The organism is Rhizobium sp. PRIMUS64 (assembly GCF_023006465.1).
Taxonomy (GTDB): domain Bacteria; phylum Pseudomonadota; class Alphaproteobacteria; order Rhizobiales; family Rhizobiaceae; genus Rhizobium; species Rhizobium leguminosarum.
In genome coordinates this window covers 13125-38816 of sequence record NZ_JALBGX010000033.1, presented here as the reverse complement: position 1 = coordinate 38816, position 25692 = coordinate 13125, and the positions used below count along the sequence as shown (strand labels likewise).

Sequence of the window (25692 nt, the reverse complement as noted above, 5' to 3'; positions counted from 1 at the left end):
GCGCGTCTTCAGGTGGGCTTTGTACCGTCTTCCCCGGCGGGACGGATGCGCAGCTTGGTGATGCGGTTCTTCTCCCGTTTCATGACGATAAAACGCTTGCCGTAGAAGGTGAAGGCTTGGCGCTCTTCCGGGATGGTCATCGATTCATGGATGACGAGGCCGGCAATCGTCGTCGCCTCCTCGTCGGGCAGGCTCCAGTCGAGCGCGCGGTTCAGATCGCGGATCGGCACGCCGCCGTCGACGACGACGGAACCATCGGCCTCCTGACGCACGCCCTGTATCTCGATATCGTGCTCGTCGGAAATGTCGCCGACGATTTCCTCGAGAATATCCTCCAGCGTGACGATGCCCTGCACTTCGCCATATTCATCGACGACGACGGCGAAATGCTGCTTGCGGCGCAGGAAGGCGTTGAGCTGATCCTCGAGGTTGGTGCTGTCGGGCACGAACCACGGCTTCTGCGCGATCTTGACGATATCGAGGTTCTGCGGCTCCATGTTCGGCTCGGCAAGCGCCCGCAGCAGATCCTTGGCATGAACGACACCGATGATGTTGTCGATCGTGCCACGCCACAACGGCATGCGCGTATAGGGACTTTCGAGAATGACGCGTACCACCGCTTCCGGCGGATCGTCGGCGTTGATCGCCCGCATCGCGGTGCGGTGGACCATGATGTCGGACAGTTCGAGTTCGCTGAGATCGAGCACGCCGCCGAGGCGGTCGCGGTCGGCCTTCACCACCGATCCCTCGCGGTGCAGCAGGTCGACGGCGCCACGCAGCTCCTCATGCGCCGTCAGCATCGATGTCTCTCGTGACAGATTGATGCCGAACAGCGAAAGAATCTGCCGCACGATCGCATTGACGAAGGAGGAAACCGGGCCGACGACGGTGACGAAGAGCTTGGCCGGCAGCGCGATGGCGAGAGCGAAGCGCTCAGGCGCCGAAATCGCCCAGCTCTTCGGCAGCACTTCCGCGAAGATAACCAGGATGACGGTCATCGCGAGTGTCGCCAGCGCCACGCCGGAACTGCCGAACAGCCCGAGAAAGAGGCTGGTGGCGATCGAGGAGGACAGGATGTTGGCGAGATTGTTGCCGATGAGCAGCGCGCCGATCAGCCGGTCGCGCCGCTCGATCAACTGCCGGACGAGGCCGGCGCGTTCGTCGCCGTTGACTTCGAGCGTATGGATACGGCTGCGTGAAACGGCGGTCAGCGCGGTCTCGGAGCCGGAAAAGAAGGCGGACATGAGCACGAGCGCCGTGATCGAAAGGATCTCCGGCCAGTATGTCTCGAGAAATGCCAGAGCGCCTTCGATCGACATCAGGCGCGTTTTTCCCGGAGAAAGCTGATCACTTCGGACGCGGGAACATCGTCGGCGACGAAGGACTGACCGATGCCGCGTGTCAGGATGAAGGTAAGCTTGCCGCTCTTGACCTTCTTGTCCTGGGCGATCGCGTCCATCAGCGTTTCGGCCGGCGGCAAGTCGCCTGGAATATCGGACATGCGGGTCGGAAGGCCGACCTCCTTCAGATGCCGCTCGACGCGCCGGGCATCGTCGGGGCTTGCAAGGTTCATCCGTGCGGAGAATTCATGCGCCAGCACCATGCCGATCGAAACGCCCTCGCCATGCACGAGGCGGGAGCTGTCATAGGCGGTCGCCGCTTCCAGCGCATGCCCGAAAGTATGGCCGAGATTGAGCAGCGCCCGCTGACCGTTCTCGCGCTCGTCGGCAACGACGACATCGGCCTTCGCCTGGCAGCTCGCGGCAATCGCCTCGATGCGCGCGGAGCCGCCGGTAAAAACCGCCTTCCAGTTCGCTTCCAGCCAGGCAAAGAAATCCGGCTTGTCGATCAGCCCGTATTTCGCGACCTCGGCGTAACCTGCGCGGAATTCGCGCGCGCTCAGCGAATTCAGCACATCTGTATCGGCCAGAACCAGGTCCGGCTGATGGAAGACACCGATCAGATTCTTGCCATGGCGGGAATTGATGCCGGTCTTGCCGCCGACGGAGGAATCGACCTGCGACAACAGCGAAGTCGGCACCTGGACGAAGCGCACGCCGCGGCGGACGATGCCGGCCGCAAATCCCGAAAGATCGCCGATGACGCCGCCGCCGAGCGCGATGACGTAATCGTTACGCTCGACGCGGGCTTCGAGCACCTTGTCGCAGGCTGTGATCAGATGTTCGAAGCTCTTGGTCTTCTCGCCGGCCGGCAGGACGACCTCAGCCGAGGCGATACCCGCTTCATCCAGACTTGCGACGAGGGCCTTGAGATAGAGCGGCGCGACATTTTCGTCGGTGACAACAGCCGCCTTGCGGCCCTTGAGCCGGGTGGCGATCTCGGCGCCGGCTCGCGCAATCAACCCCGGCCCGATCAGGATGTCGTAGGCGCGCTCGCCGAGCGGCACATGCACCGTTCGGATGGCGGAGGCGGAGGTTATCGCATTCATGACGCTGCACTTTCCTTCTGAGCTTCGATCACGGCCTTTAAGACCTCGTCGGCCATGATTTCCTTGCGCACGTCGCGCGAAAGCACGGTGATATCGGCCTGCGCATAGATCGGATAGCGCGCATTCATCAGGCCCTCCAGCGTCTGCTTCGGATTTTCGGTCTTCAGCAGCGGCCGCGTGTCGCGTTTGTTGACTCGCTCCCACAACACGTCGAGATCGGCCTTCAGCCAGACGGAAAGGCCGCCCTTCTTGATATGCTTGCGCGTCCGGTCGTTGATGAAGGCGCCGCCGCCGGTGGAGACGACACGCGGCCCGCTCTTTAGCAGCCGCTTCACCACCCGCGCTTCCAACGCCCGGAACTCTTGCTCGCCATAGGCGGCGAAAAGCTCGGCGATCGTCATGCGCGACACCCGCTCGATCTCCAGATCGCTGTCGATGAAGGGAATGGCGAGCTGGCTGGCGACGATGCGGCCGACGGAGGATTTGCCGGCGCCCATCAGGCCGACAAGGATCAGATTGCGTGAACCGAGCGCGGCGCGAGCTCTGTCTTTCAAGCTGTCAGCAACGGTCAGCAGTTGTTCACTCATCGGTCCATTCACACTTTGTTTGCAAACGGTATCGACAAATGCAGGTGGAGCGTCAAGTCGCGGACAAGGGAATCATGGCTTGAATACCGCTTCTTGCACTTGCAGATAGGCTTCTTATAACAGAAGCAGAGCATGAAGGAGTTGCTGAATGCCGACCCTGTTCCGTTTCCTGTTCGCCTGCGCGATCCTCGCCGGGACGGTCTACGGAGCGATGCTGGCGCTTGTGACCTTCGTGGAGCCGCAGCAGCGCGACGTGACGATCCGCATTCCGTCCGAGCGGGTCAATCCGCCCGCCACGGGTGCGATCGACACGACCAGGAAATGACCGGCATGGTGGATCTCGGTCGCGTCCATGTGGAATCCTTCCTGGAGATGATGAGCGCCGAGCGGGGTGCTGCCGCCAACACGCTGCAATCCTATGAACGCGATCTCGACGATGTCAGATCCTTCCTGAAGGAGCGCAGCATACGGCTTACCGAAGCCGCCTCCGCCGATCTTGCCGCCTATCTCTCCTCACTCGCCGGAAAGGGCTTCAAACCCTCCTCGCAGGCGCGCCGGCTTGCGGCCATGCGGCAGTTCTACAAGTTCCTCTATGCCGAGGGCCTAAGGACCGACGACCCTACAGGCATTCTCGATGCGCCGAAGAAGGGCCGCCCGCTGCCGAAGACGATGGGTGTCGAGGAGGTCGGCAGGTTACTTTCGCAGGCCGAGGCCGAGGCGGAGGATGCGGCTCCGGGCCAGTTGCACCGCCTGCGCATGCTGGCACTGCTGGAGCTGCTCTATGCCACCGGAATGCGTGTCAGCGAACTCGTTTCGCTTCCTGCCCGCGTGCTCGATCAGGAAGGCCGTTTCCTGATGATCCGCGGCAAGGGCAACAAGGAACGGCTGGTGCCGCTGTCGCAATCGGCGATATCAGCCCTGAAATCCTACGGGCGCCTGCTGGCGACCGAAAATGCAGCAGCGAAGGAACCGCCGGAAAGCGCCTGGCTGTTTCCCTCCGCCTCGAAGGAGGGATATCTGCCGCGCCAGGTTTTTGCCCGCGACCTCAAGAACCTGGCGATCCGCGCCGGCCTGACGCCGTCGCTGATCTCGCCGCATGTCATGCGCCACGCCTTTGCCAGCCACCTGCTGGCCAACGGCGCCGATCTGCGCGTCGTACAGGAACTCCTCGGCCATTCGGACATTTCGACCACGCAGATCTACACACATGTCCTCGAAGAGAGGCTGCAGCAGCTTGTCCAGACGCATCACCCCCTTGCCAAACAGGCGAAAAAGCACGAATAGGACCGGCGACATGGGGCGGAGCCAGGAAAACGCCCCGGGCACAAGGAACGGAAACGCACCTCATGCACAATTATCTCGACTTCGAAAAGCCGATCTCCGACCTCGAAGGCAAGATTATCGAGCTGAAGAAGCTCGCGACGGAAGACGAGAGCATCGACACCACCGATGAGATCGGCCGGCTGGAGGTTCGCGTCCGTGAGGCGATCGTCGAAATTTACTCCAAGCTCAATCCCTGGCAGAAGACGCAGGTCGCCCGCCATCCGCAGCGCCCGCATTTCGTCGATTACGCCAAGACGCTGTTCCAGGAATTCACGCCGCTCGCCGGCGACCGCAAGTTTTCCGAGGATGCAGCGATCCAGGCAGGCCTTGCCCGCTTTCGCGGCCAGCCGGTCGCCGTCATTGGCCAGGAAAAGGGCAACGACACCAAGAGCCGCATCAAGCACAATTTCGGCAGCCCCCGTCCGGAAGGCTACCGAAAGGCGATCCGCATTCTTGAAATGGCCGATCGTTTTGGCCTGCCGGTGATTTCGCTGGTGGATACGGCAGGCGCCTATCCCGGCGTCGGCGCCGAAGAGCGCGGCCAGGCCGAGGCGATTGCCCGCTCGACGGAAATGTGTCTCGGCGTCAAGGTTCCTCTCGTCTCCGTCGTCATCGGCGAAGGCGGCTCGGGCGGCGCCATCGCCATTGCCACCGGCAACAGGGTCTACATGCTCGAGCATTCGATCTACAGCGTCATCTCGCCCGAAGGGGCAGCCTCCATCCTTTGGCGCGATTCCACCCGCGCCCGGGAAGCGGCGACCAACATGAAGATCACCGCTGAAGACCTGAAATCGCTCGGCATCATCGACGGCATCATTTCCGAGCCGCTCGGCGGCGCGCATCGCGATCCCGACAGCGTCATTGCCGCGACCGGCGATATGATCGCCAATGCCCTGGCCGAAATGGCGTCCCGTTCCGGCGAGCAGTTGCGCAACGACCGCCGGCAGAAATTCCTCGCAATGGGCCGCAATCTCTAACAGACATTCGGCTCTTCGCCGATTGGGGCCAAATCTTGGCCACATTGATGTTATCTGTAACACTCGCGCTTGCGGGGACGTTCGTGGCAAAGTCATAGGCTGGTAAGGGTTTATAAAGTATAAGCCGCCTATGATTCCTTCTGATGCCCGGACTCCATAGGCGGACCGGGTGGCACTATCTTTATGGGCTAGTTTGGATGCGCATACGTCATTTTGCCTATATTTCCCTCATGGCGCTGGCTCTGTCCGGCTGCAATGACGCGTTGGAAACCGCGCAGGTCGATCTTTCCAAGGTCAAGAACAAGGTCGAGCAGCCGCTTCCCGGCCACATCCTCGCTCAGATGTCCGCCAAGGGCATGGACCGCAATTCGCCGATCATGATCCGCATCTTCAAGGAAGAAGGTGCCATGGAGATCTGGAAGGCGAAGACCGACAACCGTTTTGACAAGATCGCCGATTACAAGATCTGCGCCTGGTCCGGCCGTCTCGGCCCGAAGGTAAAGACCGGCGACCGGCAGGCGCCGGAAGGTTTCTACGACCTGACGCGCGCCAACCTGAACCCCAATTCCAAATATTATCTGGCGATCAATACCGGCTTCCCGAACCGCTACGACGCGGCGAACGGCCGCACCGGTTCCGATCTGATGATCCATGGCGCCTGCTCCTCCTCCGGCTGCTATTCGATGACCGACCAGCAGGTGCTGGAGATCTACGCCTTCGCCCGCGACGCTTTCAAGGGCGGCCAGGCGACGGTGCAGCTGCAGGCCTTCCCCTTCCGCATGACCGCGGAAAACATGGTCAAGCATCGCCTCGACAGCAGCTACGACTTCTGGAAGATGCTGAAGGTCGGCTACGACAATTTTGAAGTGACGAAGCGCCCGCCCGAGGTGAATGTCTGCGAGAAGAAATACGTCTTCAATCAGCAGGCAACCGACGGCGGCGCCTTCAACGCCGCCGGCAAGTGCCCGGCTATGTCGACGCCGCCGGCGCTGACCGCAGCTCTCGCCTCCTACGGCAAGACCTACGATGCCGATTATGCCAAGGCGATGAGCAAATTTGACGGCATGGCCTGGTACGATCCCACCGAAGCCGAGCGCAAGGCCGTGGTCGCCAAGACGCGCAAGGGCCGCGAACTTGCTTACGCCCCGACCGGCACCTCGCTGGAAGCCGGCCGCATGGTCAAGGTCGCCGAACTCGAAGACCTGATGGCCAAGCGCACCGCGCAGGGCCTTGCCGCCAAAAGCGCGCCTGGCGCCACGCCTGCAGCACCTGCCCAGCCGCAGCCAATGGCCGTCGCTGCCGCGACACCTGCGGTCGTGCCGGTGCCGATGCAGAACCCGATGCAGAATCCGCTCGCCTACACGGCTCCCGAACCGCAGGAAACGGCGGAAGCCGCGGCAAAGAAGCCGTTCTGGAAATTCTGGGCGCGGAACTGAACGGCTTGACCCCCGTTCTCTACGATCTTCGCGGCCTGAAATGCCCCTTCCCCGTGATCAAGACACGCAAGAAGCTCGCCGCCATGGCGAGCGGCACACTCATTCGCGTCGACACCACCGATCCGCTTGCTGTGATCGACATGCCGCATTTCTGCAATGAGGACGGCCACGAACTGGTCGAGACGGAAAAGACCGAAAGCGGCCATCGCTTCCTGATCCGCAAGCGCTAAAGCGCGTCGCGATCTTTCAGATTCGCTTCCCGCGCTTTAGCTCTTTGTTTTACGCATGTCGTTATCGCAAAACCGCTGCACACTTTTGCGCGACATGCTCTAAATTCTGAGGCCGGGAATGGCGAGCGGATTGTCGGAGAGCGCCGCACGATCCGGCATATCGATGCGCGGCTTGCCGAGGAAGGCGTCGAAGAGATCCTTCACGAAGGCTTCCGGCAGATCCCTGGTGATCAGCACCATGCGTGTGCGCCGGTCTTCCCCCGGCCAGGCGGGAAGCCGCACCGGCGGATGGAAGATGCTCTGCACCCCATGCAGCACCAGCGGCCGATCCGGCCGGTCGGAGACCGACACGATCGCCTTCATCCTCAACAGCTTCTCGCCATGGGCCGAACGCAGGAGATCGATGAACATCTCGAGCGCCATCGGATCGATCGGCTTCTCCTCAATGATCGAGAAAGAACGGATCGAGGCATCGTGACGATTGACGTCATGCGGATCCTGATCCGCATGAGCGTGATGATGGTGGTGGTGACCAGCATGATCATGGCCATGATCGCCATCACGATTATCATCGTGATTGTGATGTCCATCACGACCGTGGTCGTGATTGTGATGCGCCTCGTGTGCATCCTCGTCCTGCAGCCAGCGGCCAACATCGGCACTCTTCGTCGCCGGATCGTAGAGCCCGTTGACCAGTACTGCGGCACTGCCCGCATCAGTGCTGTCGGCATCCATCATCACGGCACGCGGATTGAGCGCCCGCAGGCGCTTTTCCAGCCCGTCCGTCGCCTCGGCCATCGACTTTTTCGAGACGATCAACCGGTCGGCGACCGCCGTCTGCTTGCGCGCTTCCTCGTGATTATCGAGCGTCTGCAGCCCATTCACCGCGTCCACGACGGTAACGACGCCGTCGAGCTCGAAATTCGTGGCGATGACGGGATTGCCCATGATCGCCTGCATGACCGGCGAAGGATCGGCAAGGCCTGTCGTCTCGATGACGACGCGCTTGACCGGCTTGACGCGGCCCGTCTGCACCGCGTCCATCAGGTTCGCCAGCGTATCCACCAACTCGCCGCGCACGGTGCAGCAAAGGCACCCGTCGGACAGCTCGATGATCGAATCGCCGGAACTTTCGACCAGGAGGTGGTCGATGCCGACATCGCCGAATTCGTTGATGATAACGGCCGCATCCTTCATCACGGGGTCTTTGAGGATGCGGTTGAGCAGCGTCGATTTGCCGGCACCGAGAAAGCCGGTCAGGATGGTGACCGGAATCCTGTCGTTGAGCGCGCTCATGTCATCTACCTTAAAAGCTTAAAAGGATGTCGGGCGCGGCATCGGCACCGGCACGTTGGCGAGCGTTCCCGCGGTATCGCCCCGTGCCATTTTTTCCGGCTGCGCAGCCGGCTGCGGATCCTGGCCCGGAATCAGGCCGGCAAAGACGAATTGCGGATCGTGGTCCATTGGCTGGATGTAGGGTGACTGCACCCTCATGCGGCCGACCTCGTCGCGCGTTTCGCTGCGCACCTTTGCGCCCTTGGCGCTGCAGATATCGGCGCTGATGTCGGTCACCTGGTCCTGTCCCGACCCGTAGGGTCTCAGCGAACCCAATGTGTCGTTGCTGGCAGGCTGGGTGGTGAAACCCTTCTGCAAAAGGTTCGCCGTCGCATCGGCGCGCGCTGCAAGGCTGTCGGTGCCAAGCACGACGGAGACCAGCGTGCGGCCATTGCGCGTCGCCGACCCGATCTGGTTGAAGCCCGAGGCGCAAATGAAGCCGGTCTTCATGCCATCGGCGCCGGCGAAGCGGCCGATCAGCATGTTGAGGCTCGGCACGTTCTGCTGGCCGGTGGTGAAGCCCTCCAGCGCGAAATAGCCGGCATATTGCGGAAAGTCGCGGCGCAGCGCCACCGTCAGCACCGCAAGGTCACGCGCCGTTGTATACTGACCCTTGCCGGGCAGGCCGTTCGGATTGACGAAATGCGAATCCGTCATGCCGAGCTTCAGCGCCTCGCCGTTCATCCGCGTCACGAAGCCTTCCTGCGTGCCGCCGATGGCTTCGGCGACCGCGACCGCGATGTCGTTAGCCGATTTCACCATCAGGATCTTCAGCGCGCTGTCGAGCGTCAGCTTCTGGCCCGGCTTGAAATACATCTTGGCGGCAGGCTGCGCGGCGGCGCGCTTGCTCATGACGATCGGCGTATCGAGGCTGATCTGCCCGGCGCGGATCGCATCGAACACGGTATAGACGGTCATCAGCTTGGTCAGCGAGGCCGGATACCATTTGCGGAAGGCTTCTTCATGCTCGAGCACGCGGCCGGTCTGCACGTCGACGAGAATATGCGGATTGGCCTGGGCAAGCGAAACGGAGCCCAGAAAAACGGCAGTCGCCGCTGATACGAAAGAAAGCGGCCGCAAGGCAGCAAACAAACGGAAGTGGCGCGTCGACACGGTTCGTCCTTCAGATATCAGGAAAATCTCGAAATCTTCCCCTATTTAGCCTATATGGCTATGACATGGCAAAGGTCATTGACTAAGTAATTTCCACAGCCTCACACCCTTGTGATGCGATGAAAGATTGTCGAGATTTCATAACAGGAACGCCGATATGCCGATTTTGAACAGAGCCGCGGAGTTGCAGGACGAGGTCGCCGAATGGCGCCGCCATATTCATGCCCGGCCCGAGCTCCTCTTCGCGGTGGAAAATACGGCCGCCTTCGTCGCCGAAAAACTCAAGGAATTCGGCGTCGACGAGATCGTCACCGGCATCGGCCGCACCGGTGTCGTCGGCCTGATCAAGGGCAAGGGCGAAGGCTCCCGCACGGTCGGCCTGCGCGCCGACATGGACGCCCTGCCGCTCACCGAGATCACTGGCAAACCCTGGGCTTCGAAGACGCCGGGCAAGATGCATGCCTGCGGCCATGACGGCCACACCGCCATGCTGCTCGGCGCCGCGAAATACCTCGCCGAAACCCGCAACTTCAACGGCAATGTCGCCGTCATCTTCCAGCCCGCCGAAGAAGGCGGCGGCGGCGGCAATCTGATGGTCAAGGACGGCATGATGGAGCGCTTCGCTATCGAAGAGGTCTACGGCATGCACAATCTGCCGGGCCTGCCGGTCGGCCAGTTCGCCACCCGCAAGGGCGCGATCATGGCGGCGACCGACGAATTCACCGTCACCATCAAGGGCCGCGGCGGCCACGCCGCCCAGCCGCACCGGACGATCGACCCGATCGCCATCGGCGCCCAGATCGTCGCCAACCTGCAGATGATCGCTTCGCGCAGCGCCGATCCGCTACGCTCGGTGGTCGTCTCGGTGACCAAGTTCAATGCCGGTTTCGCCCATAACGTCATTCCGAACGATGCGACCTTCGCCGGTACGGTTCGTACCCTCGACCCTGAGGTGCGCACGCTCGCCGAGACGCGGTTCCGGCAGATCGTCGAGGGATTGGTCGCGGCCCACGGCGCCGAGGCCGAAATCAGCTTCCATCGCAACTATCCCGTCACCGTCAACCACCCCGATGAGACCGAGCATGCGGTCGCCACCGCCAGCGCCATCGCCGGCGAGGCGAACGTCAACGCCGAGATCGATCCGATGATGGGCGGCGAGGATTTCTCCTACATGCTGAACGCCCGGCCCGGCGCCTTCATCTTCATCGGCAACGGCGACAGCGCCGGCCTCCACAACCCGGCCTACGACTTCAATGACGAAGCCATCGCCCACGGCATCTCCTACTGGGTCCGCCTCGCCGAACAGCGCCTCGGCCTCTAGCAACAATTAAGGCTTGGCTTCACGCCAAGCCTTTTGTATGCATGGCACTCAAGTGGTCCCGTAGCTCAGCAGGATAGAGCACCAGATTCCTAATCTGGGGGTCGCGCGTTCGAATCGCGCCGGGATCACCAGTCTTTTCAAATACTTAGGCACCCTTAGCCTTAACTTCATGTTGCATTTTTGTTGCATGGGATTCCATTGATTTGCAATCGTTTCGATGAGCTATCGGCAGATCCATGCGACATGGAACGCAACATGATTCCAAACCCCGCGGGATATGGCCAGCAAAGCGGCGCTGCGTGGTGAAACCGATCAACAACAAAGGAGAAAAAGATGGCCGAATGGCAAACGACCGAACCACCGCTGGGTACTGAGATCCAATACCAGCGAGATAGCGGCCAGGTCGAACAGGGTACGCTCGACACTGCCGGAAAGTTCGGCATGGGACCGGCGGGGAAGGCGCCTAACATGAGGCAGCAGTATCGCCGGCAAGGTATGACTGAGATGTTTGAAGTGACACGTTGGCGGCCGATTGATGACTGAAACCGGAGAGGATGATTACGACATCGATGCATCACTGAATCAACTCCATAATATTCTCGCCAACGAAGAGGGATTGATAAGGCCATCCCGAGGATCGTCCCGGTGGCCCGAACTATTATTGCTTCAATCGAGGAGCCTCAGACTAAAGATGGACCCCAACAAGAATCACGGCAGGCCTCATATTCATCTGGACTACGGTAGTGTTTTGCATCAGGCCAGTTATGCCGTAGACACCGGCGAGCGGCTTGTAGGGAAGGAATCCCGCTTTGACCGCAAAATAAAGAAATGGATTATTTCGAATCGCGAGGAGTTGCTGAAAATATGGAGCGAACTCCGAAACGGTAGGGGACAGGGCGAAGCGGAAATCTTAGTCCGTCACCTAAAAGGCGATATCGACGATTGAAACTTTAACGGACAGGGATCAGCTTGGGAACGTGGCAGATCGAATTGAAACGGGCCATCAAGCACTATCTTGAAAAAACTAGGAAAGCTGCCGCGGCAGATAACGACGACGCCGCGGCAAGTAAGGGTGAACGATGCAGTCGTTAGGCAGCCTGCTTGACGATCGCCCTTCGCTTTTTGCATTTCCTGAACCACGTGATCCCGAGTGCTCTCCAAAATGGCACTTTGTGCGTGGCGGCAAAGAGCTTCGCCTCATCTTCAGCGGTGAACAGCAGGTCGACGATTGCGTCAGTCAGATCTTCTGGCGTGATTTTGTCGCAGTATTCCTCGTCGGTGAGGAGCAACTCGACAGCCTTGATTTGCGGGGCCGTCAACGGACCTCGTTCCGCACTTGCCAAGACCTCCAATATTTCACGCGCCAACTTCGGGCCGCGCCGGCTGATCAAAGCCTCAATCTGCTTGACTGCAATGGTTTGTCTCGTGCCTGTGCCCGTATAGGCGTTCGTAGTCTTCAAGACCCTAATATTCGCCCGAGTGCAAACAAGCTCGAGCGTCTGGGCATCCTCGTCAGCGGCGGCGAGCGCGGCCTGATGGAGTTGGAGCGTGGTAACTCCGAGGCGGTCGGTGTTTTGCCCGATGAAGGCTTTCGCCTGGGCGACGGTGTCTTCGGCATCAACAATCATCACCGGAATGAAATGGATGTGCGGGTTTGAAGCTGCCGCAATTGCGGTATGTTGCCCATCAAGCACTTTGAGAATCGTCTGCCCACTGTTTTCCGCATACGCGCAGATCGGCGGCTTGAATTTAGCCCAGTCGAAACCCTCGATGATGCGCCGGATCTGACGCATGCCCTTTTCGCTGACGTTCCTCTGATAGGCAGGGTCAACGAATAGATCGACCGGCTTCACGAGCTCAAAGATCGGCATCCCGGTGGGCGGGATCTGTGGGGAGAGGCCCGCAATACTGACTGGGGCGATCGGTCTAACGTTGTCTTGCAATTTTGCTTCCTCTGGCGGTTCGCCAGCGGTGGCCGGCCGTTCTTTTCTACGGAGAGAGCCGAGAAGCTTTCCAACGCTTCGTGCGGAGACACTTTCAAAAGGGCTAACATCCACAGGTCGTTGGCTGATTCTGGATCAGTTCTTCTTGAAGGTCTCCATAAAATTCCTCGCAAAGATCGCCCTGCTGATCGACTCCGAGTTGTTTTCATGCGCTAAATCTTTTTGTTGGTAGTGCATGGTTGGCGGCGTCGCTGGCAGGGTAACGAGGACGTGATGACTGAGACGAAATCTGGAATGTCTTCTGGAGAAATTATCGACGTAGTACACACCTACTTCAAAGGTGATACGCGCCCGACCACTGTTGAACAAAGTGCCTACCTAATTGCTGCGATGCTCAAAATGGAAGCGGTTCTGATCGAGTCTCTTAAATTCCTTGGTGAGCGCGAGAAAGGGCGAGAGGCGGGTGAAAAGGCCGCAGATCGGGTTTTGGAGGCCTCCTTAGCGTTTAGGAAGTCCCTTGGCGAAACAGTGAAGGCGATGGCCCGTCCAGACGACGAGGAATCACAATGAGCGAGGAGGAGCCGGCCCACAACGTCATCAATCTTTTTGAGGGACGTACAGACGTTCTCACCGAAACACTCCAGCAGGTATTGAAAAAAGGGGGCGGCGGTGGCAACTCTGGTGACATGGAAGCCCGCGTAAAGCGTCTCGAAGACGATATGAAGGAGATTAAGGGAGACCTTAAGACTCTTCTAAAAGACACGTCTGAGATCAAGGGTAAGGTATCCGGCCTGCCTTCAACTTGGCAGATAGTCGGTATTGTCGGGGCAATGCTTAGTATCGCAATCGCCAGCGGTGGTATTGTCTTTGCAGCGATGAGATACTTTACGACGCCCTGAATACACGCCCTCCCCATCCAGATATCCTATCGCGGATGCAGCAAAAAGTGCAGCTATCGTGGGATTCATGATCGCTCGTGAACTTGCTGGTCTAGAGGAAATACGATGACCTCGCCGGACACTGCCACCCTCCTCGAAGACGCCGCCGATCGGATTGCTGATATTTCGCGAGCAGATCTGCAGATCATGCTTCGTCGAGCCGCGCTACGACTGCGCAATGCCGGCGCCGTCTCGATGGAAGATGATGTTGAAGAAGCCTTGCGCGACCTGGCCGGCGAGTTCGGCATGACGCGCAATGACACGATCAGGTTTATCGTCCGGGAGTGGATGGAAAAGAACACCTATCTGCCGGTGCACGAACTGGATGAAGATGGCGACACCGATGGGGAAGCTTGATTGGGTGAAGATCGAATTCAGTTGTGGTTCGCGTTCTGCTTTGTCGGAAGCATTTGTGCTTACAGCTGGTATTGGTACATCAGGTCGCTAATCTTTTACCTCAGAAACGGCTTCGATTTCAGCAAAGATTTCGGCCCGAAGCTCCATCGATCTGAGTTCCCAGATCATGATCAGGACTGGGCGACGCCGAGACAGAAGTTCCTAAGCCACTGGCCTTTTTGGGTGCTGACGACGTCGTTCGTTCTGCTCGGCATCGTGTTGGCTCTGACGGGAGTTCTTAAGCCTTGTATCGATTGCGCACTGTAGCGGGCAGCCGTTACACAATCTCATAAACGGCCGCATTGTCCTGCACCTCCCGCAGCCCTTTATAAGAGGCGTGCCGCAACTTTCCATCATCAGTCCATGCTCGATATTCGATCTCAGCAATTAGCTTTGCCTTCACGAAGATTGCTCCCTTGCGATCGACCATTGCAGCCGGCGTGGTTGTGATGAGGCCATCGAGCTTCTCGCGAAGCTCATAAGCGTTACGCTCGTTGAATCCGGTCCCTACCCCGCCGACATAGACCAGCTTCTCGCCTTGGCGCGCGGCGAGCAGAAGCCTCCCGATCCCGGCACGCGCGACTGTGGATCGCTCATAACCGACGATCATAAAACTGTCGCTCTGGATGCACTTGACCTTCACCCAATCGCCGAGCCGGCCGCTGCGATACGCACTGTTGCGATCCTTGGCGATGATGCCTTCCAAGCCATGCTCGCACGCAACGCGCAACAAGGCGTCGCCATCAGCGTCAACCTCTTCTGAAAGCCGGATATCGCCCTTCCCTTCGGTCGGCACCAGATCCTCGAGCAGATGGCGGCGCATGCTGAGTTCCGCATTCCTCAGATCATGACCATCGAAATAGATCAGATCAAAGGCCATGAAGAGCGCCGTGCTTGACCTCTTTTTGCCGCCGCGGCCGCCGAGCGATTGTTGCAACAGGCCAAAATCCGGCCGACCCTGTTCGTCAAGAACCACGGCCTCGCCGTCCAGGATCGCGGTGGCGACGGGGAGCTGCTTGGCCGCTTGCTCGATTGCCGGGAAACGGTGCGTCCAATCGTGGCCTCCCCGTGTCAGGATTCGCACGCCTGTAGGCTCGATGTGGACTGCCAGGCGGTAGCCATCCCATTTGATTTCATAAACCCACTCATCACCCTTCGGCGGCTTTGACTTCAGCAGGGCAAGGCAAGGCTCGATGCGCGCGGGCATCGGGTCTAAGGGGAGATTGGGCTGGTCAGGATCTCGGCGCCGACGTGGGCGACTGCGGAGCAGCGCATCGGCTTCACCGAGCAGCGGCTTGGAAGGCTTGCGGGGCGGCTTCGTCATGCCGCAACTTCATCAGCATTACCTTAAAAGGCAATTGACCCAGATTGATTATTGACTCCCCTCCTACTGCGAACATAATAAGAACATCGGCGCTGCGGCCGCCAATCTGAAAACTGAAGTATGGAGCACGGATATGCGAGAGCAGCCGGTCGGCGAAGCCGTGGAAGACGATGAGCGTGCAAACGCAGCTATAGACACCCTGCTGGAAGATATCCGCCACCTACGCCATCAGAGTGCATTGACGGAAGGTGCCATGAGCAGAGGCATGACGCGCGGCTGGCGGCCGATCTACGACCGAGACTGACAATGCCGGAAATGAACGAAGCCAAGAAGTTGCGTGGGTGGAGCCTGCGCAATGCGGCGGACGCAGGACAATTGCTGGAGGTTACGTGTCAGTTCTGCAAAAGGACCTACCGGTTTTTCCCGCGTGACCTGCTGCAACTGACGACGGATGTCAGCCTCGACCGACTGGCGTCTCGCTTCCATTGTGAGCGCTGCGACCGGGGAGACTACATGAGCCTGAAAGTGCTTCAAATTTGGGGGTCTGAAACCGGCAGGCTGCCCGTACGCCGCCTGGTCAAGGTCACCACGATCAAGAAGCCAATCTGGGAGGACGGGGTTTTATAAAATGGCAGATCGACGCGAGAATCCGCTTGCACGCTGGAGGCTCGACAGCCACCTGCCGCACCATGTCATAATTTGGTGGGGCAACTATCAGACTGGAGAAAAGGCGTATCCCCTTCACGAGCGGGGCGCGGTGGTCACATCGGCGCTAGCCATCGAAGGCGGCTCAAAAAGCTATGGGGCTTCGATCGAAGCGGATGACTATCTTGTCTTTTGTTCAGCAGCCGCGAAGCTGCCCGCCATTTCAGGGACCGCTGGAACGGCCAATTCATCGACACGGACGAAGTCAGCCGAAAAGGCACGTGGACGCCAAAGGAGGGCGATGTGTGCAATCTCTACAGCATGCTCAGTAACCAGGAGGCGATCCGCGGAATTACTCAAGCGATGATCGACAGCACCGGCAACATGGAACCGACAGCGGAGATCTGGCCGGACCGCATGGCGCCGATCGTGCGCAACACCCCGGCTGGCCGCGAGCTGGCGCAGGTCCGCTGGGGCCTGCCGAGTTCCTCCCAAGCGCTCTTCCAGGCGGCGAGCAAGCGCGCCGACGCGCTGCGAAAAAAGGGCAAGGAATTCGATTTTCAAGAACTGCTGAAGATGGAGCCCGATGGCGGGACAACCAATGTCCGCAACGTCGCCAGCAAGCACTGGAAGCGTTGGCACGGCACCGAGTTTCGCTGCGTCGTGCCCTTCACAAGCTTTGCCGAGCCCGACCCCGCAAGAAAGCCCGAGGGTGGACGAACGCCGAATGCATGGTTCGCCGCCGATCCGAGCTGCCCGCTGATGTTCTTCGCAGGAATTTGGGTGCCGCAATGGCAGAGCGTCCGGAAGATCAAGGAGGGGTTGATAACGTCAGACCTCTTTGGGTTCCTGACGACGGAGCCAAACGCTATCGTCGCGCCGATCCATCAGAAGGCAATGCCCGCGATCCTCACCAATCAAGAAGAGATCGAGACATGGCTCACGGCGCCTTGGGAGGTGGCAAGCACGCTGCAGCGACCGTTACGCGATGATCAGCTTATCATTCTGCCAACGGCGCCGGTGTCCGCGGATGCCAATGCCGAAGCAAGACTATTGCTGTGATGAGGGATGAATGAGCGACACCGACAAGCCGGCACTGACCAACGCGCCGCAAATGTATGTCCACTATTGCGAGGAAGAGCGGTGCACGGAGTGGGGCGGCTGGGGCAACAGCCCCTCCCCGTCTGTGCCGACCCGCTGGTGGTGCTTCGAGCATTTCCCTCATAAGTCAAATGAGCAGGAACAGGCGCTAAGACTGAAGCTCGAGGCCGCCGAGCATGGAAATATCGTTGAATGATAGCTGGACTGATTATTTGCGCATCGCTGACTGTTGTCGACGGCGATACGGTGAAATGCGACGGGCAGAATATGCGACTGTTGGGGGAAGGTGTTCCGTTCGTCTCGGGAATTGATACGCCGGAGATCGGATCGCACGCAAAGTGCATCAAGGAACGGAAACTGGCGCTGATCGCCAAGGGAAGACTGAAAGAGCTTTTGGCTGAAAAGGGCTTGCGTGTCGTCTTGAGCGGCGCGGTGGACCGTACGCCGTCGCACCGACCGCTCATAAACATTTACCGAACGAATGGGGAGGAGATTGGGAAGAAGCTGCTCAAGGAAGGCTTCGCGCGGTCCTGGAACCCGAAACGGAGGAACGACTGGTGCGACTGAACCGGCAATATCGACGATACGCCACTGAGACGCTGCGGCCAATAAAGCAAATTCTTAGCCTGGCTCTTCTCGCACTTCCGATATCAATAACCGGCTGCGGCACTCCCGAGCCGTTCGATCCGGTGTATGTTGCCCAGATCCCACCAACGCCTGCCGAAAGATCTGAGGTCATCGAATATGCACGCAAGACCTATTACAATGAGCGTGATATCAGCGACGCGAGCATATCGAACGTACTGACGCTGAGTGGCGGCGAGCGCATCGTCTGCGTCAAGTATAAGGCGAAGAATCAACTCGCAGAACGTGCCGGCGTGAGGGCAGAATCCTTTCACTATGACAAAAGATACGGGTTTGCCCTCGGGGGTTTTGTGCGTCACGATTACCGATGCAACGCCAAGCGCCTACGGTATCTTTCGTTCGCCGAATTGGAACACCTTTTCTAGAGCCAATCTCAGCTAACGTATTTGAGCTGCCTGGAGACCCTCACGGGTAATCAGGCCAATCCAGCCTTGATTGTGTCAGGCATTATGCGTGCCGCAGACCAGGAACCTTACCAATCCCATCATCGTTATATCAGCAGGATCGCACGGGTGTTTTGTTCCTTCCTGTGTGATCTGTGTTGTCAATGAACTTGCCCCGCCTCGGCGGGGCTTCTTTTACCAATCGCTCAGTTGATCTTGAGCCAGTGCCTGATCCAAGCCACGGCGCCGTCGCTGGCGTAAGCAACGATCCCGCCGACGGTCAGACCGGCAAAGGCTATCAGGCCTGAAATGCCATAACCAAGGGTCTTCATTTTTTTCCACTCCTCGAGAGTGGGGGCGACCGCTTCATGGTTCTTCTCGACGGTCTCCTTGACGCTTTTGATCTCCTCGCGGATCTGGCCATCGACGCCACTGCTGACCGTTATCGTCATGTCGAGGAGATGGATTTGCTTGGCCTGTTCGTCGAGCCGCCTGTGGATGACGGAACGACTTTCATGGGCACTATCCTTCTCGTCGCTGACTTCCTCGCGAAGGTGGGAAACGCTATCCTCGATGCCGGTAAGCCTTCCCTCCACGCGCCCGAGAGCGCGAAGGATATCGTCGTTGGATGTCATTCGGTGCTCGTCTATGAATTGAATTTCAGCTTTTCAGTTTGCGAAATGCCGTTGGCGATGCGGTCAATCATGACGGGCTGCGGGTGCACCATGGACGCAGGCGTGCTTTCCCCGACCGATGCAGCAGGCCGAACGACCGATCCTATGGCCATAACGACTGCACTTGCGAGGCGCTCACCTTGTGCCGTTTTCAAAAATTGCCGTGCGGCGTGGTCTTGATTCAGACGCCTTCGATAACAAAACCCGCCGCGGTGAGCCGGGCGGGTTTGGAGCAAGTTGCGTAGCGTGGGAAGTTCCAGCTATTTCGGCTTCCGAACTACCTTCGCAGTGAAGGCGCAATGCATATGCGCTGTTGTTCCCTCACGCTGCATGCCGGATCCGGTCTCCGCATGCGCTCGAACAATCGCAGACTTATACACCGTGACATCTATACCCTGAATGGTCACTGTGGTTGCCCCACCCATGGATTCGATATTGCAAGCGGGCCTTATCCCGTTTTGGCTCGCTATTTTCGCCGACATGTTGGCGAGGTAGCGGTCCTTTGGCGCGAGTATTTCAGCGCTTGTGTCTGCAGTGTGCCCCTTTCCACCCCTAACTTTCTCAGTTTCCGGTGCATTGTTTGAATATGAGCAAACGTTACTGTCCGCAGGGCACTGATAGGTGTAGTCCGCGGCGGAAACTGGTAGCGCCATTAGAAAAGCGCTCGATGCAAGCCCGAGTAGCTTCCTCATGTTACCCTCCCTTTATGCTGATTGATCAGCAACCGAAAGTTTAGCTCTTCTTCCAGTAGTTGATAAGTCACCCAATGGTAGTAGCCTCGTCCGTCTGCACGGTGGGCGGTAGCTGGTTCAAGCGGAGCCGTTAACTATCGTCGATGACGCGCCTATCAACGGTTGAGAATGAATCGACTTCCGGTAGCGCTTATGCTTTACTTAAAGTGTAACCGGGATGGGAACTCAACCAATGAAACTTGCAAGAATCGCTCTCGCAGCGACCGTACTCGCTTTGTCTGCAATCAGCGCTTTCGCCCATAGCGGCGGGACCGACGGCAATGGCTGCCATACCAATCACAAGACTGGCGGCTATCACTGTCATTGAGCCGCTTCGTAATACCGTTGGCGAGGAGATTGCTATGGACATACCTGCCGCCTTAGGTGGCGTTTCGACCGCTCTGACCATCGTCAAGCAACTCAATGACATCGATAGGCGCGTCGATGAGGCCGGCTTCAAATTGAGGATCGCAGAAGCTACGAGCGCCCTTGCCGAAGCAAAACTCGGGCTTGTTGATGCCCAGGAAGATATCCGCTCAAAAGAGGCGGAGATATCGTCGCTCAGATCTCTCCTCAAACGAAAAGAGGAAACCGTCGAGCGATCAGGTTATCGCTATAGATGCGACGCTAACAAAAATCCAATCGGGACGGCGTTATGCCCTGTCTGCATGGACGAAGGGAGGTTTGTGTTGACGATTCAATCGGACCAGTCCGGAAGGCCTTATGTTTGTCCGAAATGCAAAGCCAATTTCGGCTACCTTTCGGCGTTCCAAGATCCATAATAACGCGGGAGGGCCCAGCTCTTACGCAAATCACCACTATAGATAAACTATACCTTCTTCGTTGTAACGGCGCAAGTGGCCGTCATGCACTCTTCCTTTGCGTACCTCGGTTTTCATAGCCCCAGTTGCGGGCCATTTCATCGAGGCCATCCTTTAGATAATCTGCAAGCGTGGTGCGCTCCCGGTGCGACTTCGCAAGCTCCCCGATCGCATATCCTTGGCCGGCAACCTTGCTCATGATGTCGTAGGCTTTGATGCCAAGGATCTCGCGGCAACGCTTCAGCTCCTGGCCGGCACGGATCTGCTGTTCCGTCAAAGCTTCCCGCACGCCGCCGCCATCGACGGGCACGAGGGCTGAGGTGGTCAGATGTCGACCTCGACAAGCGCGAGATCCACGTCCGGCAGCGAGCCGATCGGTTCAATGATATTGGTCGGCCGAAGTCGGAATCGAGCGAGCGCATGGTGCCTGCCCCGCCCATGGTTATAAACGCCCTAAAGGAATGGAAGCTCGCTTGCCCGAAGCGAAATAGCGGCAAGAAGGACGAAGCCGGCGAAACGATCATGACGCTCGATCTCGTATTCCCGAATGGCGCCGGCAGGGTCGAGCAGCTCAACAACATCTTGCGGCGCGGTCTGCATCCTGCCTGGGTTGCCGCCGGTATTGCGGTGGGCAGTGGCAAGCTCGACAAGAAGGGCCATCCGCTCTTGGAACCCAAATACACCGGCATGCACGCGCTGAGGCACTTCTACGCCTCGTGGTGCATTAATCGGAAGGAAGATGGCGGCCTTGGCCTGACGCCGAAGATGGTTCAGGAGCGCATGGGCCACTCAACCATTGCTATGACGATGGACACCTACGGACATCTGTTTCCGAAAGACAATGACGCCGACGAATTGGCGGCCGCAGAGAAGGCATTTATGGCCTGACTGCAACATGGATGCAACACGAAGCGCTGAACGCCCTGCCTTATAGGGAGCTGTAGCGGTTTCCTAATCTGGGGGTCACGCGTTCGAATCGCGCCGGGATCACCATTAATCAGATGGTTATCTCCCTCAACCGAACGTACGTTCTTGCAGAAATGCAAGACGCGATAATGATGACGTGGGAAACCAATCTTTGTCCGCTAATGACTAGCTCGATTGTCGTGCGGGAACCGCACGACCTGAACTCTTGGGGGCAAGAGAATTGCCGGTTCATTGATTTGCACAACTGGCTAGTTTTTCGACATCCTCGTCGATCCACGGTCAGTTCGCTCAAAATTGACGATCGCGTCTCAGCACAGAATGCCCACCGAAAAAGCACCCCGGCCAGAACCACGGGACCGGGACGATCAACGAATATTCTCGCAATCAGTGTTGAGCCGGGCGCAAATGTGCGCATATCGGAGCATGTTATCGTAAAGTGGATACAACCACCCTAAATTGAAAACAGTCTCTGCGAGAGCCGAGCTGTGTAGCGGTCATAGCCCGCCATCCGGAGCCTTTGGCACGGTTGCCTTGGTAGGTTAGCCCATTAAATGGCACGCATCTTGCGTTCCTGGATATGGGGCCGAGCAAAAACATGCTCGGCGGAAGCCGGCGAATGCCCACCAAAGGCGGACGAGTTCTCGGGCATCGAATAGGCTGATCGACGGCCAGGAGCAGATGACAACATATTCGATCGTTCTAGGACGCGAACGCCATGTCTTTCAGGATCTGAAATCGGTTTTGGCTTGCGCTTCGCCGCTGAAATCAGGTGACGTGCTGGCCGGGATCGCAGCGTCAAGCAATGAGCGGCGCGTGGCCGCCCGTTACCTGCTCGCGGATATGCCTCTCAAGACTTTCCTGGAGGATCTCGTCATCCCATACGAGGTCGACGAGGTCAGTCGACTGATCGTCGACCGCCATGATTGGATGGCGTTCGCGCCGGTATCTCATATGACGGTCGGTGAGTTTCGCGATTGGCTTCTCTCCTACGACGCAACCTCCGAAAAACTGCTCGCCATTGCACCAGGCCTCACCCCCGAAATGGTCGCGGCGGTCTCCAAGATCATGCGCAACCATGATCTGATCACCGTCGCCGGCAAATGTAGGGTGGTCACGGCCTTTCGCTCCACGATCGGTCTGCCCGGCCGACTATCGAGCCGCCTTCAGCCCAATCATCCCACCGATGATCCTGAAGGCGTTGCCGGCTCGACGCTCGACGGACTTCTTTATGGGATCGGCGATGCGGTCATCGGCATCAACCCGGCGACCGACAATCTTGAAGCCTGCACAAGATTGATGGTTCTTTTCGACCGGCTGCGCGAACGGTTCGATATCCCGACCCAATCCTGCGTACTGACCCATGTCACCACCTCAATCAAGGCGATCGAGGCTGGAGCGCCGCTCGATCTGGTGTTCCAGTCAATCGCCGGCTCGGAAGCCGCCAACAAGGGTTTCGGCGTCGATCTCGCCATCCTCAGGGAAGGCCAGCAGGCAGCACTTTCCATGAAACGCGGCACGGTCGGAAACAATGTCATGTATCTGGAGACCGGCCAGGGCAGCGCTCTTTCGGCCGACGCCCATCATGGTGTCGACGAACAGACGGTCGAGGCGCGGGCCTATGCCGTTGCACGTGAACTCAATCCGTTGCTCGTCAATACGGTGGTTGGTTTCATTGGCCCCGAATATCTTTTCGACGCCAAGCAAATTATCCGCGCCGGGCTCGAAGATCATTTCTGCGGCAAACTGCTTGGCGTGCCGATGGGGGTCGACGTTTGCTACACGAACCATGCGGAAGCCGACCAGGACGATATGGACAATCTGATGGTGTTGCTGACTGTCGCGGGCGTCAGCTTCCTCATCGCGGTGCCCGGCGCCGACGACGTCATGCTCAATTATCAGAGCCTTTCCTACCACGATATTGTCGGCCTCAGGCACCAGTTCAATCGTCCGCCCGCTCCGGAATTCGAAGCATGGCTTCATCGCATGGGCATGCTTGATCACACGGGTCGTCTTGCGCCGGCCAGCGCCTCGGGCGCCTTTTCCCGCAATCTCTTGAGCTACAGGGCATCGGCATGAGTCCCTTCGAACGAGATCCGTTTGCGCGGTTCCGCAACGCCACCCGCGCCCGGATTGGGCTTGGAAGGGCCGGCGACGCCTTGCCGACATCGGCAATTCTCGACTTCCAGCTTGCCCATGCCCGGGCGCGGGATGCCGTGCATGGGCACGTGGATTTTGTCGCCCTTGCCAAGCAGCTTGCGCCCGTGCCGACGGTCCGGATTCGGTCTCGCGCCAAAGACCGTACGATCTATCTGGCGCGCCCGGATCTCGGCCGTCAGACCAACGCAGACGATCTCCCGAACCCAGGCGCTCGTTATGATATCGCCTTCATCATTGCAGACGGGCTTTCGGCCTCGGCGGTCGAGCACCACGCGGTGCCGCTGTTTAAAGCATGCATGAAGCGTCTCGGGGGCTTCAGCGTCGCCCCGGTGATATTGGGCGAGCAGGCGCGGGTGGCATTTGGTGATGAGGCGGCGGCGGCGTTTGGTGCGGAAGTCGCCATCGTGCTGATCGGCGAGAGGCCGGGACTAAGCGTGCCTGACAGTCTCGGCGCCTACATCACGTTCCGACCGCAATCGGGACGGCGGGACAGCGAGCGCAACTGTATTTCAAATATTCATGCCGACGGGCTCAGCTACGAGATCGCAGCGGACAAGATCGTTTGGATCGTCCGGGAGGCGCTTCGCTTGCAGCTGACCGGTGTCGATCTCAAGGAAAATGCCGAAGGCGCCATAGAAGCGCTGCCACACCAAGAAACATAAAGTTCAATCTACAAAAAAGGGGAACAATCATGTCAAATTCTCAACCGACGCTCGCCAAGAGCCTGACCGGGCTGCATTTATGGGGACTTGCAGTCGGCCTCGTCATCTCGGGCGAATATTTCGGCTGGAGCTATGGCTGGGCGGCGGCCGGCACACTCGGCTTCTTGATCACCACGATCCTGATCGCCGTCATGTACACCACCTTCATCTTTTCCTTCACGGAGTTGACGACGGCTATTCCCCATGCCGGCGGACCGTTTGCGTACGCGCTCAGGGCCTTCGGCCCGCTCGGCGGCTTCGTTGCGGGCTTTGCGACACTGGTGGAATTCGTCTTCGCCCCTCCGGCCATCGCGCTTGCCATCGGCGCCTATCTCAATGTGCAGTTCCCGGGGCTTGATCCGAAAATGGCGGCCGTCGGCGCCTATATCGTCTTCATGGCGCTCAATATTGTCGGCGTCACCATCGCTGCGACATTCGAGCTCTTCATTACCATCCTCGCCATTATTGAACTCCTGGTCTTTATGGGTGTCGTTCTGCCCGGCTTCTCCGTCGCCAACTTCGCGGCCAATGGCTGGGCTGGCGCCCCCGAATTCTCGGTCGGCGCCATTGGAGGCATCTTTGCCGCCATTCCATTTGCCATCTGGTTCTTCCTGGCGATCGAAGGCGCGGCAATGGCTGCCGAGGAAACCAAGAACCCCACCCGTACCGTGCCGATCGCCTATATCGCAGGTATTCTCACTCTCGTATTCCTGGCTTTCGGCACGATGATCTTCGCAGGAGGCGTTGGTGACTGGCGCACGCTGTCGAACATCAACGATCCGTTGCCGCAGGCGATGAAGGCCGTCGTCGGAGAATCCTCCGGCTGGCTGCATATGCTGGTCTGGATCGGTCTGTTCGGCCTGATCGCATCGTTCCATGGCATCATCATGGGCTATTCCAGGCAGATTTTCGCGTTGGGCCGCGCAGGCTACCTGCCGGAAGTTCTCGCGAAGATCCATCCGAAATTCCGCACACCATACCTTGCTATCCTCGCGGGCGGCGTTGTCGGCATTGCCGCGATCTTCTCCGACAACCTGATCCAGATCGGCGGCTTGCCGCTGACTGCCAATATCGTCACCATGTCGGTGTTTGGCGCGATCATCATGTACATCGTCTCCATGGCATCGCTGTTCAAACTTCGTCGGACCGAGCCCAAGCTTGCCCGACCGTTCAAGGCTTGGGGCTATCCCGTTGTCCCGGCCATTGCCCTTGGGCTTGCGCTCGTCGCGCTGGCGGCGATGATCTACTACAACTTCCTGATCTTTTTGATCTTCCTTGCGATGGGCGCGGTGGCCTTCGGTATCTGGCGCTTGCTGTCAGGCGGCGTCGCCAAGGAAGCGGCAGCTTCCGCGTAACAAGGCTCTCTGGCTCGATCATCCAGCAGGCAATCGGACGAACTGGTTCCGAACGATATCAACGACCCTCGCCGAGTTTGGCGGGGGAATTCGAGCGCAAAGCCCGGATGGCCTTACCATCACGTTCCCATTCAGATGGATCAGCCCGCTCGCATAGTTCTTAAATTCCTCCTCGAGACA

Annotated in this window: 32 protein-coding genes and 1 tRNA gene; 23 read left to right on the top strand and 10 right to left on the bottom strand. The window is 58.8% G+C overall.

The genetic code is table 11. From position 1 onward, the window contains the following. Positions 1 to 8: 8 nt before the first annotated feature. Genes MOV76_RS15500 through MOV76_RS15490 form a run of 3 tightly spaced genes read right to left on the bottom strand, consistent with a single transcriptional unit; the run spans position 9 to position 3036 of the window. Entirely contained in the window at positions 9 to 1319 is a 1311-nt protein-coding gene (locus MOV76_RS15500; RefSeq protein WP_047620352.1) for an HlyC/CorC family transporter, read from the bottom strand. Beyond that, positions 1319 to 2449 (bottom strand): 3-dehydroquinate synthase, encoded by a 1131-nt coding sequence (aroB, locus tag MOV76_RS15495; RefSeq protein ID WP_168299373.1) that lies wholly within the window; start codon positions 2447 to 2449, stop codon positions 1319 to 1321. Before aroB ends, MOV76_RS15500 begins: the two co-directional genes overlap by 1 nt. Then, on the bottom strand, positions 2446 to 3036 hold the full coding sequence (locus MOV76_RS15490) for a shikimate kinase (protein WP_018448124.1): 591 nt from the start codon (positions 3034 to 3036) through the stop codon (positions 2446 to 2448). Before MOV76_RS15490 ends, aroB begins: the two co-directional genes overlap by 4 nt. A 148-nt stretch (positions 3037 to 3184) precedes the next feature. Here MOV76_RS15490 and MOV76_RS15485 point away from each other — a divergent pair, with 148 nt between their 5' ends. From MOV76_RS15485 to MOV76_RS15465, 5 genes are all read left to right on the top strand, one after another. Continuing rightward, positions 3185 to 3361, top strand: a complete 177-nt coding sequence (locus tag MOV76_RS15485; RefSeq protein ID WP_047620350.1) for a hypothetical protein — start codon at positions 3185 to 3187, stop codon at positions 3359 to 3361. A 5-nt stretch (positions 3362 to 3366) separates the two neighbouring features. After that, positions 3367 to 4320: a site-specific tyrosine recombinase XerD gene (xerD, locus tag MOV76_RS15480; protein ID WP_113543687.1), complete on the top strand. Its 954-nt coding sequence runs from the start codon at positions 3367 to 3369 to the stop codon at positions 4318 to 4320. Positions 4321 to 4382: 62 nt separating this feature from the next. After that, positions 4383 to 5336 carry an acetyl-CoA carboxylase carboxyltransferase subunit alpha gene (locus MOV76_RS15475; RefSeq protein WP_018448126.1) on the top strand — a complete coding sequence of 318 codons (954 nt, stop codon included), beginning with the start codon at positions 4383 to 4385 and terminating at the stop codon, positions 5334 to 5336. Between the two features lie 197 nt (positions 5337 to 5533). Further along, the gene (locus MOV76_RS15470; protein WP_018448127.1) at positions 5534 to 6772 is read left to right on the top strand and encodes a murein L,D-transpeptidase family protein; all 1239 of its coding nucleotides are present in this window, start codon (positions 5534 to 5536) and stop codon (positions 6770 to 6772) included. 5 nt (positions 6773 to 6777) lie between these two features. Next, entirely contained in the window at positions 6778 to 7002 is a 225-nt protein-coding gene (locus MOV76_RS15465) for a sulfurtransferase TusA family protein (RefSeq protein WP_018448128.1), read from the top strand. Between the two features lie 99 nt (positions 7003 to 7101). Here the strand turns inward: MOV76_RS15465 and MOV76_RS15460 are convergent, their stop codons facing one another. Both MOV76_RS15460 and MOV76_RS15455 read right to left on the bottom strand, forming a co-directional pair. Next, positions 7102 to 8298: a GTP-binding protein gene (locus MOV76_RS15460; protein ID WP_247264821.1), complete on the bottom strand. Its 1197-nt coding sequence runs from the start codon at positions 8296 to 8298 to the stop codon at positions 7102 to 7104. A gap of 18 nt (positions 8299 to 8316) precedes the next feature. Further along, positions 8317 to 9450, bottom strand: a complete 1134-nt coding sequence (locus MOV76_RS15455) for a D-alanyl-D-alanine carboxypeptidase family protein (protein WP_018243814.1) — start codon at positions 9448 to 9450, stop codon at positions 8317 to 8319. A gap of 157 nt (positions 9451 to 9607) precedes the next feature. Here MOV76_RS15455 and MOV76_RS15450 point away from each other — a divergent pair, with 157 nt between their 5' ends. From MOV76_RS15450 to MOV76_RS15435, 4 genes are all read left to right on the top strand, one after another. Further along, complete coding sequence (locus tag MOV76_RS15450; protein WP_018448130.1) at positions 9608 to 10771, top strand: M20 aminoacylase family protein; 1164 nt, start codon at positions 9608 to 9610, stop codon at positions 10769 to 10771. A gap of 54 nt (positions 10772 to 10825) precedes the next feature. Then, positions 10826 to 10902 (top strand) — tRNA-Arg (locus MOV76_RS15445). Positions 10903 to 11104: 202 nt separating this feature from the next. Continuing rightward, on the top strand, positions 11105 to 11314 hold the full coding sequence (locus MOV76_RS15440; RefSeq protein WP_247264820.1) for a hypothetical protein: 210 nt from the start codon (positions 11105 to 11107) through the stop codon (positions 11312 to 11314). 148 nt (positions 11315 to 11462) lie between these two features. Next, a complete protein-coding gene (locus MOV76_RS15435) occupies positions 11463 to 11717 on the top strand; it encodes a DUF4160 domain-containing protein (RefSeq protein WP_247264819.1) in 255 nt (84 codons plus the stop codon). Between the two features lie 142 nt (positions 11718 to 11859). Here MOV76_RS15435 and MOV76_RS15430 read toward each other — a convergent pair whose 3' ends face one another. Further along, positions 11860 to 12714 (bottom strand): hypothetical protein, encoded by an 855-nt coding sequence (locus MOV76_RS15430; protein ID WP_247264818.1) that lies wholly within the window; start codon positions 12712 to 12714, stop codon positions 11860 to 11862. A gap of 273 nt (positions 12715 to 12987) precedes the next feature. Here MOV76_RS15430 and MOV76_RS15425 point away from each other — a divergent pair, with 273 nt between their 5' ends. The 3 genes from MOV76_RS15425 to MOV76_RS15415 all read left to right on the top strand — a co-directional run bounded on the left by MOV76_RS15425 (position 12988) and on the right by MOV76_RS15415 (position 14009). Beyond that, complete coding sequence (locus MOV76_RS15425; RefSeq protein WP_247264817.1) at positions 12988 to 13284, top strand: hypothetical protein; 297 nt, start codon at positions 12988 to 12990, stop codon at positions 13282 to 13284. Continuing rightward, positions 13281 to 13613 carry a hypothetical protein gene (locus tag MOV76_RS15420; protein WP_247264816.1) on the top strand — a complete coding sequence of 111 codons (333 nt, stop codon included), beginning with the start codon at positions 13281 to 13283 and terminating at the stop codon, positions 13611 to 13613. The genes MOV76_RS15425 and MOV76_RS15420 overlap by 4 nt, the downstream gene beginning before the upstream one ends. Before the next feature lie 105 nt (positions 13614 to 13718). Beyond that, positions 13719 to 14009 carry a CopG family transcriptional regulator gene (locus MOV76_RS15415; RefSeq protein WP_247264815.1) on the top strand — a complete coding sequence of 97 codons (291 nt, stop codon included), beginning with the start codon at positions 13719 to 13721 and terminating at the stop codon, positions 14007 to 14009. Positions 14010 to 14325: 316 nt separating this feature from the next. On the opposite strand, the gene ligD is transcribed toward MOV76_RS15415, so the two are convergent. After that, a complete protein-coding gene (gene ligD, locus MOV76_RS15405) occupies positions 14326 to 15372 on the bottom strand; it encodes a non-homologous end-joining DNA ligase (RefSeq protein WP_247264813.1) in 1047 nt (348 codons plus the stop codon). Further along, positions 15329 to 15592, bottom strand: a complete 264-nt coding sequence (locus MOV76_RS15400) for a hypothetical protein (protein WP_247264831.1) — start codon at positions 15590 to 15592, stop codon at positions 15329 to 15331. The genes ligD and MOV76_RS15400 overlap by 44 nt, the downstream gene beginning before the upstream one ends. Before the next feature lie 86 nt (positions 15593 to 15678). Here MOV76_RS15400 and MOV76_RS15395 point away from each other — a divergent pair, with 86 nt between their 5' ends. The 5 genes from MOV76_RS15395 to MOV76_RS15375 all read left to right on the top strand — a co-directional run bounded on the left by MOV76_RS15395 (position 15679) and on the right by MOV76_RS15375 (position 18128). Continuing rightward, the gene (locus tag MOV76_RS15395; RefSeq protein WP_247264812.1) at positions 15679 to 15999 is read left to right on the top strand and encodes a hypothetical protein; all 321 of its coding nucleotides are present in this window, start codon (positions 15679 to 15681) and stop codon (positions 15997 to 15999) included. A gap of 321 nt (positions 16000 to 16320) precedes the next feature. Continuing rightward, positions 16321 to 17079: an SOS response-associated peptidase family protein gene (locus tag MOV76_RS15390; protein ID WP_247264811.1), complete on the top strand. Its 759-nt coding sequence runs from the start codon at positions 16321 to 16323 to the stop codon at positions 17077 to 17079. Positions 17080 to 17089: 10 nt separating this feature from the next. Continuing rightward, positions 17090 to 17314 carry a hypothetical protein gene (locus MOV76_RS15385; RefSeq protein ID WP_408987993.1) on the top strand — a complete coding sequence of 75 codons (225 nt, stop codon included), beginning with the start codon at positions 17090 to 17092 and terminating at the stop codon, positions 17312 to 17314. Then, on the top strand, positions 17311 to 17685 hold the full coding sequence (locus tag MOV76_RS15380) for a thermonuclease family protein (RefSeq protein ID WP_247264810.1): 375 nt from the start codon (positions 17311 to 17313) through the stop codon (positions 17683 to 17685). Before MOV76_RS15385 ends, MOV76_RS15380 begins: the two co-directional genes overlap by 4 nt. Next, positions 17676 to 18128: a hypothetical protein gene (locus MOV76_RS15375; protein WP_247264809.1), complete on the top strand. Its 453-nt coding sequence runs from the start codon at positions 17676 to 17678 to the stop codon at positions 18126 to 18128. The genes MOV76_RS15380 and MOV76_RS15375 overlap by 10 nt, the downstream gene beginning before the upstream one ends. A 224-nt stretch (positions 18129 to 18352) precedes the next feature. On the opposite strand, the gene MOV76_RS15370 is transcribed toward MOV76_RS15375, so the two are convergent. Beyond that, positions 18353 to 18781 carry a DUF1515 domain-containing protein gene (locus MOV76_RS15370; protein ID WP_247264808.1) on the bottom strand — a complete coding sequence of 143 codons (429 nt, stop codon included), beginning with the start codon at positions 18779 to 18781 and terminating at the stop codon, positions 18353 to 18355. A gap of 963 nt (positions 18782 to 19744) precedes the next feature. Here MOV76_RS15370 and MOV76_RS15365 point away from each other — a divergent pair. Beyond that, positions 19745 to 19879: a YHYH domain-containing protein gene (locus MOV76_RS15365; RefSeq protein WP_247264807.1), complete on the top strand. Its 135-nt coding sequence runs from the start codon at positions 19745 to 19747 to the stop codon at positions 19877 to 19879. Positions 19880 to 19913: 34 nt separating this feature from the next. Then, positions 19914 to 20333, top strand: a complete 420-nt coding sequence (locus MOV76_RS15360) for a hypothetical protein (RefSeq protein WP_247264806.1) — start codon at positions 19914 to 19916, stop codon at positions 20331 to 20333. Positions 20334 to 20415: 82 nt separating this feature from the next. Here MOV76_RS15360 and MOV76_RS15355 read toward each other — a convergent pair whose 3' ends face one another. Beyond that, the gene (locus tag MOV76_RS15355; protein ID WP_247264805.1) at positions 20416 to 20661 is read right to left on the bottom strand and encodes a hypothetical protein; all 246 of its coding nucleotides are present in this window, start codon (positions 20659 to 20661) and stop codon (positions 20416 to 20418) included. Positions 20662 to 20687: 26 nt separating this feature from the next. On the opposite strand from MOV76_RS15355, the gene MOV76_RS15350 reads away from it, so the two are divergent. The 4 genes from MOV76_RS15350 to eat all read left to right on the top strand — a co-directional run bounded on the left by MOV76_RS15350 (position 20688) and on the right by eat (position 25512). Beyond that, a complete protein-coding gene (locus MOV76_RS15350) occupies positions 20688 to 21260 on the top strand; it encodes a site-specific integrase (RefSeq protein ID WP_408987994.1) in 573 nt (190 codons plus the stop codon). 717 nt (positions 21261 to 21977) lie between these two features. Continuing rightward, positions 21978 to 23375, top strand: a complete 1398-nt coding sequence (locus tag MOV76_RS15345) for an ethanolamine ammonia-lyase subunit EutB (protein WP_247264804.1) — start codon at positions 21978 to 21980, stop codon at positions 23373 to 23375. Further along, on the top strand, positions 23372 to 24118 hold the full coding sequence (eutC, locus tag MOV76_RS15340) for an ethanolamine ammonia-lyase subunit EutC (protein WP_113543691.1): 747 nt from the start codon (positions 23372 to 23374) through the stop codon (positions 24116 to 24118). Before MOV76_RS15345 ends, eutC begins: the two co-directional genes overlap by 4 nt. 29 nt (positions 24119 to 24147) lie before the next feature. Next, on the top strand, positions 24148 to 25512 hold the full coding sequence (gene eat / locus MOV76_RS15335; protein ID WP_247264803.1) for an ethanolamine permease: 1365 nt from the start codon (positions 24148 to 24150) through the stop codon (positions 25510 to 25512). Positions 25513 to 25692: the final 180 nt, after the last annotated feature.

Coding starts and splice junctions, on each gene's coding strand:
- MOV76_RS15370 (WP_247264808.1), bottom strand. CDS start 18,781: ATGACATCCAACGACGATATCCTTCGCGCTCTCGGGCGCGTGGAGGGA.
- ligD (WP_247264813.1), bottom strand. CDS start 15,372: ATGACGAAGCCGCCCCGCAAGCCTTCCAAGCCGCTGCTCGGTGAAGCC.
- MOV76_RS15345 (WP_247264804.1), top strand. CDS start 21,978: ATGACAACATATTCGATCGTTCTAGGACGCGAACGCCATGTCTTTCAG.
- MOV76_RS15485 (WP_047620350.1), top strand. CDS start 3,185: ATGCCGACCCTGTTCCGTTTCCTGTTCGCCTGCGCGATCCTCGCCGGG.
- MOV76_RS15425 (WP_247264817.1), top strand. CDS start 12,988: ATGACTGAGACGAAATCTGGAATGTCTTCTGGAGAAATTATCGACGTA.
- MOV76_RS15395 (WP_247264812.1), top strand. CDS start 15,679: ATGCCGGAAATGAACGAAGCCAAGAAGTTGCGTGGGTGGAGCCTGCGC.
- MOV76_RS15490 (WP_018448124.1), bottom strand. CDS start 3,036: ATGAGTGAACAACTGCTGACCGTTGCTGACAGCTTGAAAGACAGAGCT.
- MOV76_RS15380 (WP_247264810.1), top strand. CDS start 17,311: ATGATAGCTGGACTGATTATTTGCGCATCGCTGACTGTTGTCGACGGC.
- MOV76_RS15440 (WP_247264820.1), top strand. CDS start 11,105: ATGGCCGAATGGCAAACGACCGAACCACCGCTGGGTACTGAGATCCAA.
- MOV76_RS15435 (WP_247264819.1), top strand. CDS start 11,463: ATGGACCCCAACAAGAATCACGGCAGGCCTCATATTCATCTGGACTAC.
- eutC (WP_113543691.1), top strand. CDS start 23,372: ATGAGTCCCTTCGAACGAGATCCGTTTGCGCGGTTCCGCAACGCCACC.
- MOV76_RS15450 (WP_018448130.1), top strand. CDS start 9,608: ATGCCGATTTTGAACAGAGCCGCGGAGTTGCAGGACGAGGTCGCCGAA.
- eat (WP_247264803.1), top strand. CDS start 24,148: ATGTCAAATTCTCAACCGACGCTCGCCAAGAGCCTGACCGGGCTGCAT.
- xerD (WP_113543687.1), top strand. CDS start 3,367: ATGGTGGATCTCGGTCGCGTCCATGTGGAATCCTTCCTGGAGATGATG.
- MOV76_RS15420 (WP_247264816.1), top strand. CDS start 13,281: ATGAGCGAGGAGGAGCCGGCCCACAACGTCATCAATCTTTTTGAGGGA.
- MOV76_RS15360 (WP_247264806.1), top strand. CDS start 19,914: ATGGACATACCTGCCGCCTTAGGTGGCGTTTCGACCGCTCTGACCATC.
- MOV76_RS15500 (WP_047620352.1), bottom strand. CDS start 1,319: ATGTCGATCGAAGGCGCTCTGGCATTTCTCGAGACATACTGGCCGGAG.
- aroB (WP_168299373.1), bottom strand. CDS start 2,449: ATGAATGCGATAACCTCCGCCTCCGCCATCCGAACGGTGCATGTGCCG.
- MOV76_RS15470 (WP_018448127.1), top strand. CDS start 5,534: ATGCGCATACGTCATTTTGCCTATATTTCCCTCATGGCGCTGGCTCTG.
- MOV76_RS15475 (WP_018448126.1), top strand. CDS start 4,383: ATGCACAATTATCTCGACTTCGAAAAGCCGATCTCCGACCTCGAAGGC.
- MOV76_RS15460 (WP_247264821.1), bottom strand. CDS start 8,298: ATGAGCGCGCTCAACGACAGGATTCCGGTCACCATCCTGACCGGCTTT.
- MOV76_RS15365 (WP_247264807.1), top strand. CDS start 19,745: ATGAAACTTGCAAGAATCGCTCTCGCAGCGACCGTACTCGCTTTGTCT.
- MOV76_RS15385 (WP_408987993.1), top strand. CDS start 17,090: ATGAGCGACACCGACAAGCCGGCACTGACCAACGCGCCGCAAATGTAT.
- MOV76_RS15415 (WP_247264815.1), top strand. CDS start 13,719: ATGACCTCGCCGGACACTGCCACCCTCCTCGAAGACGCCGCCGATCGG.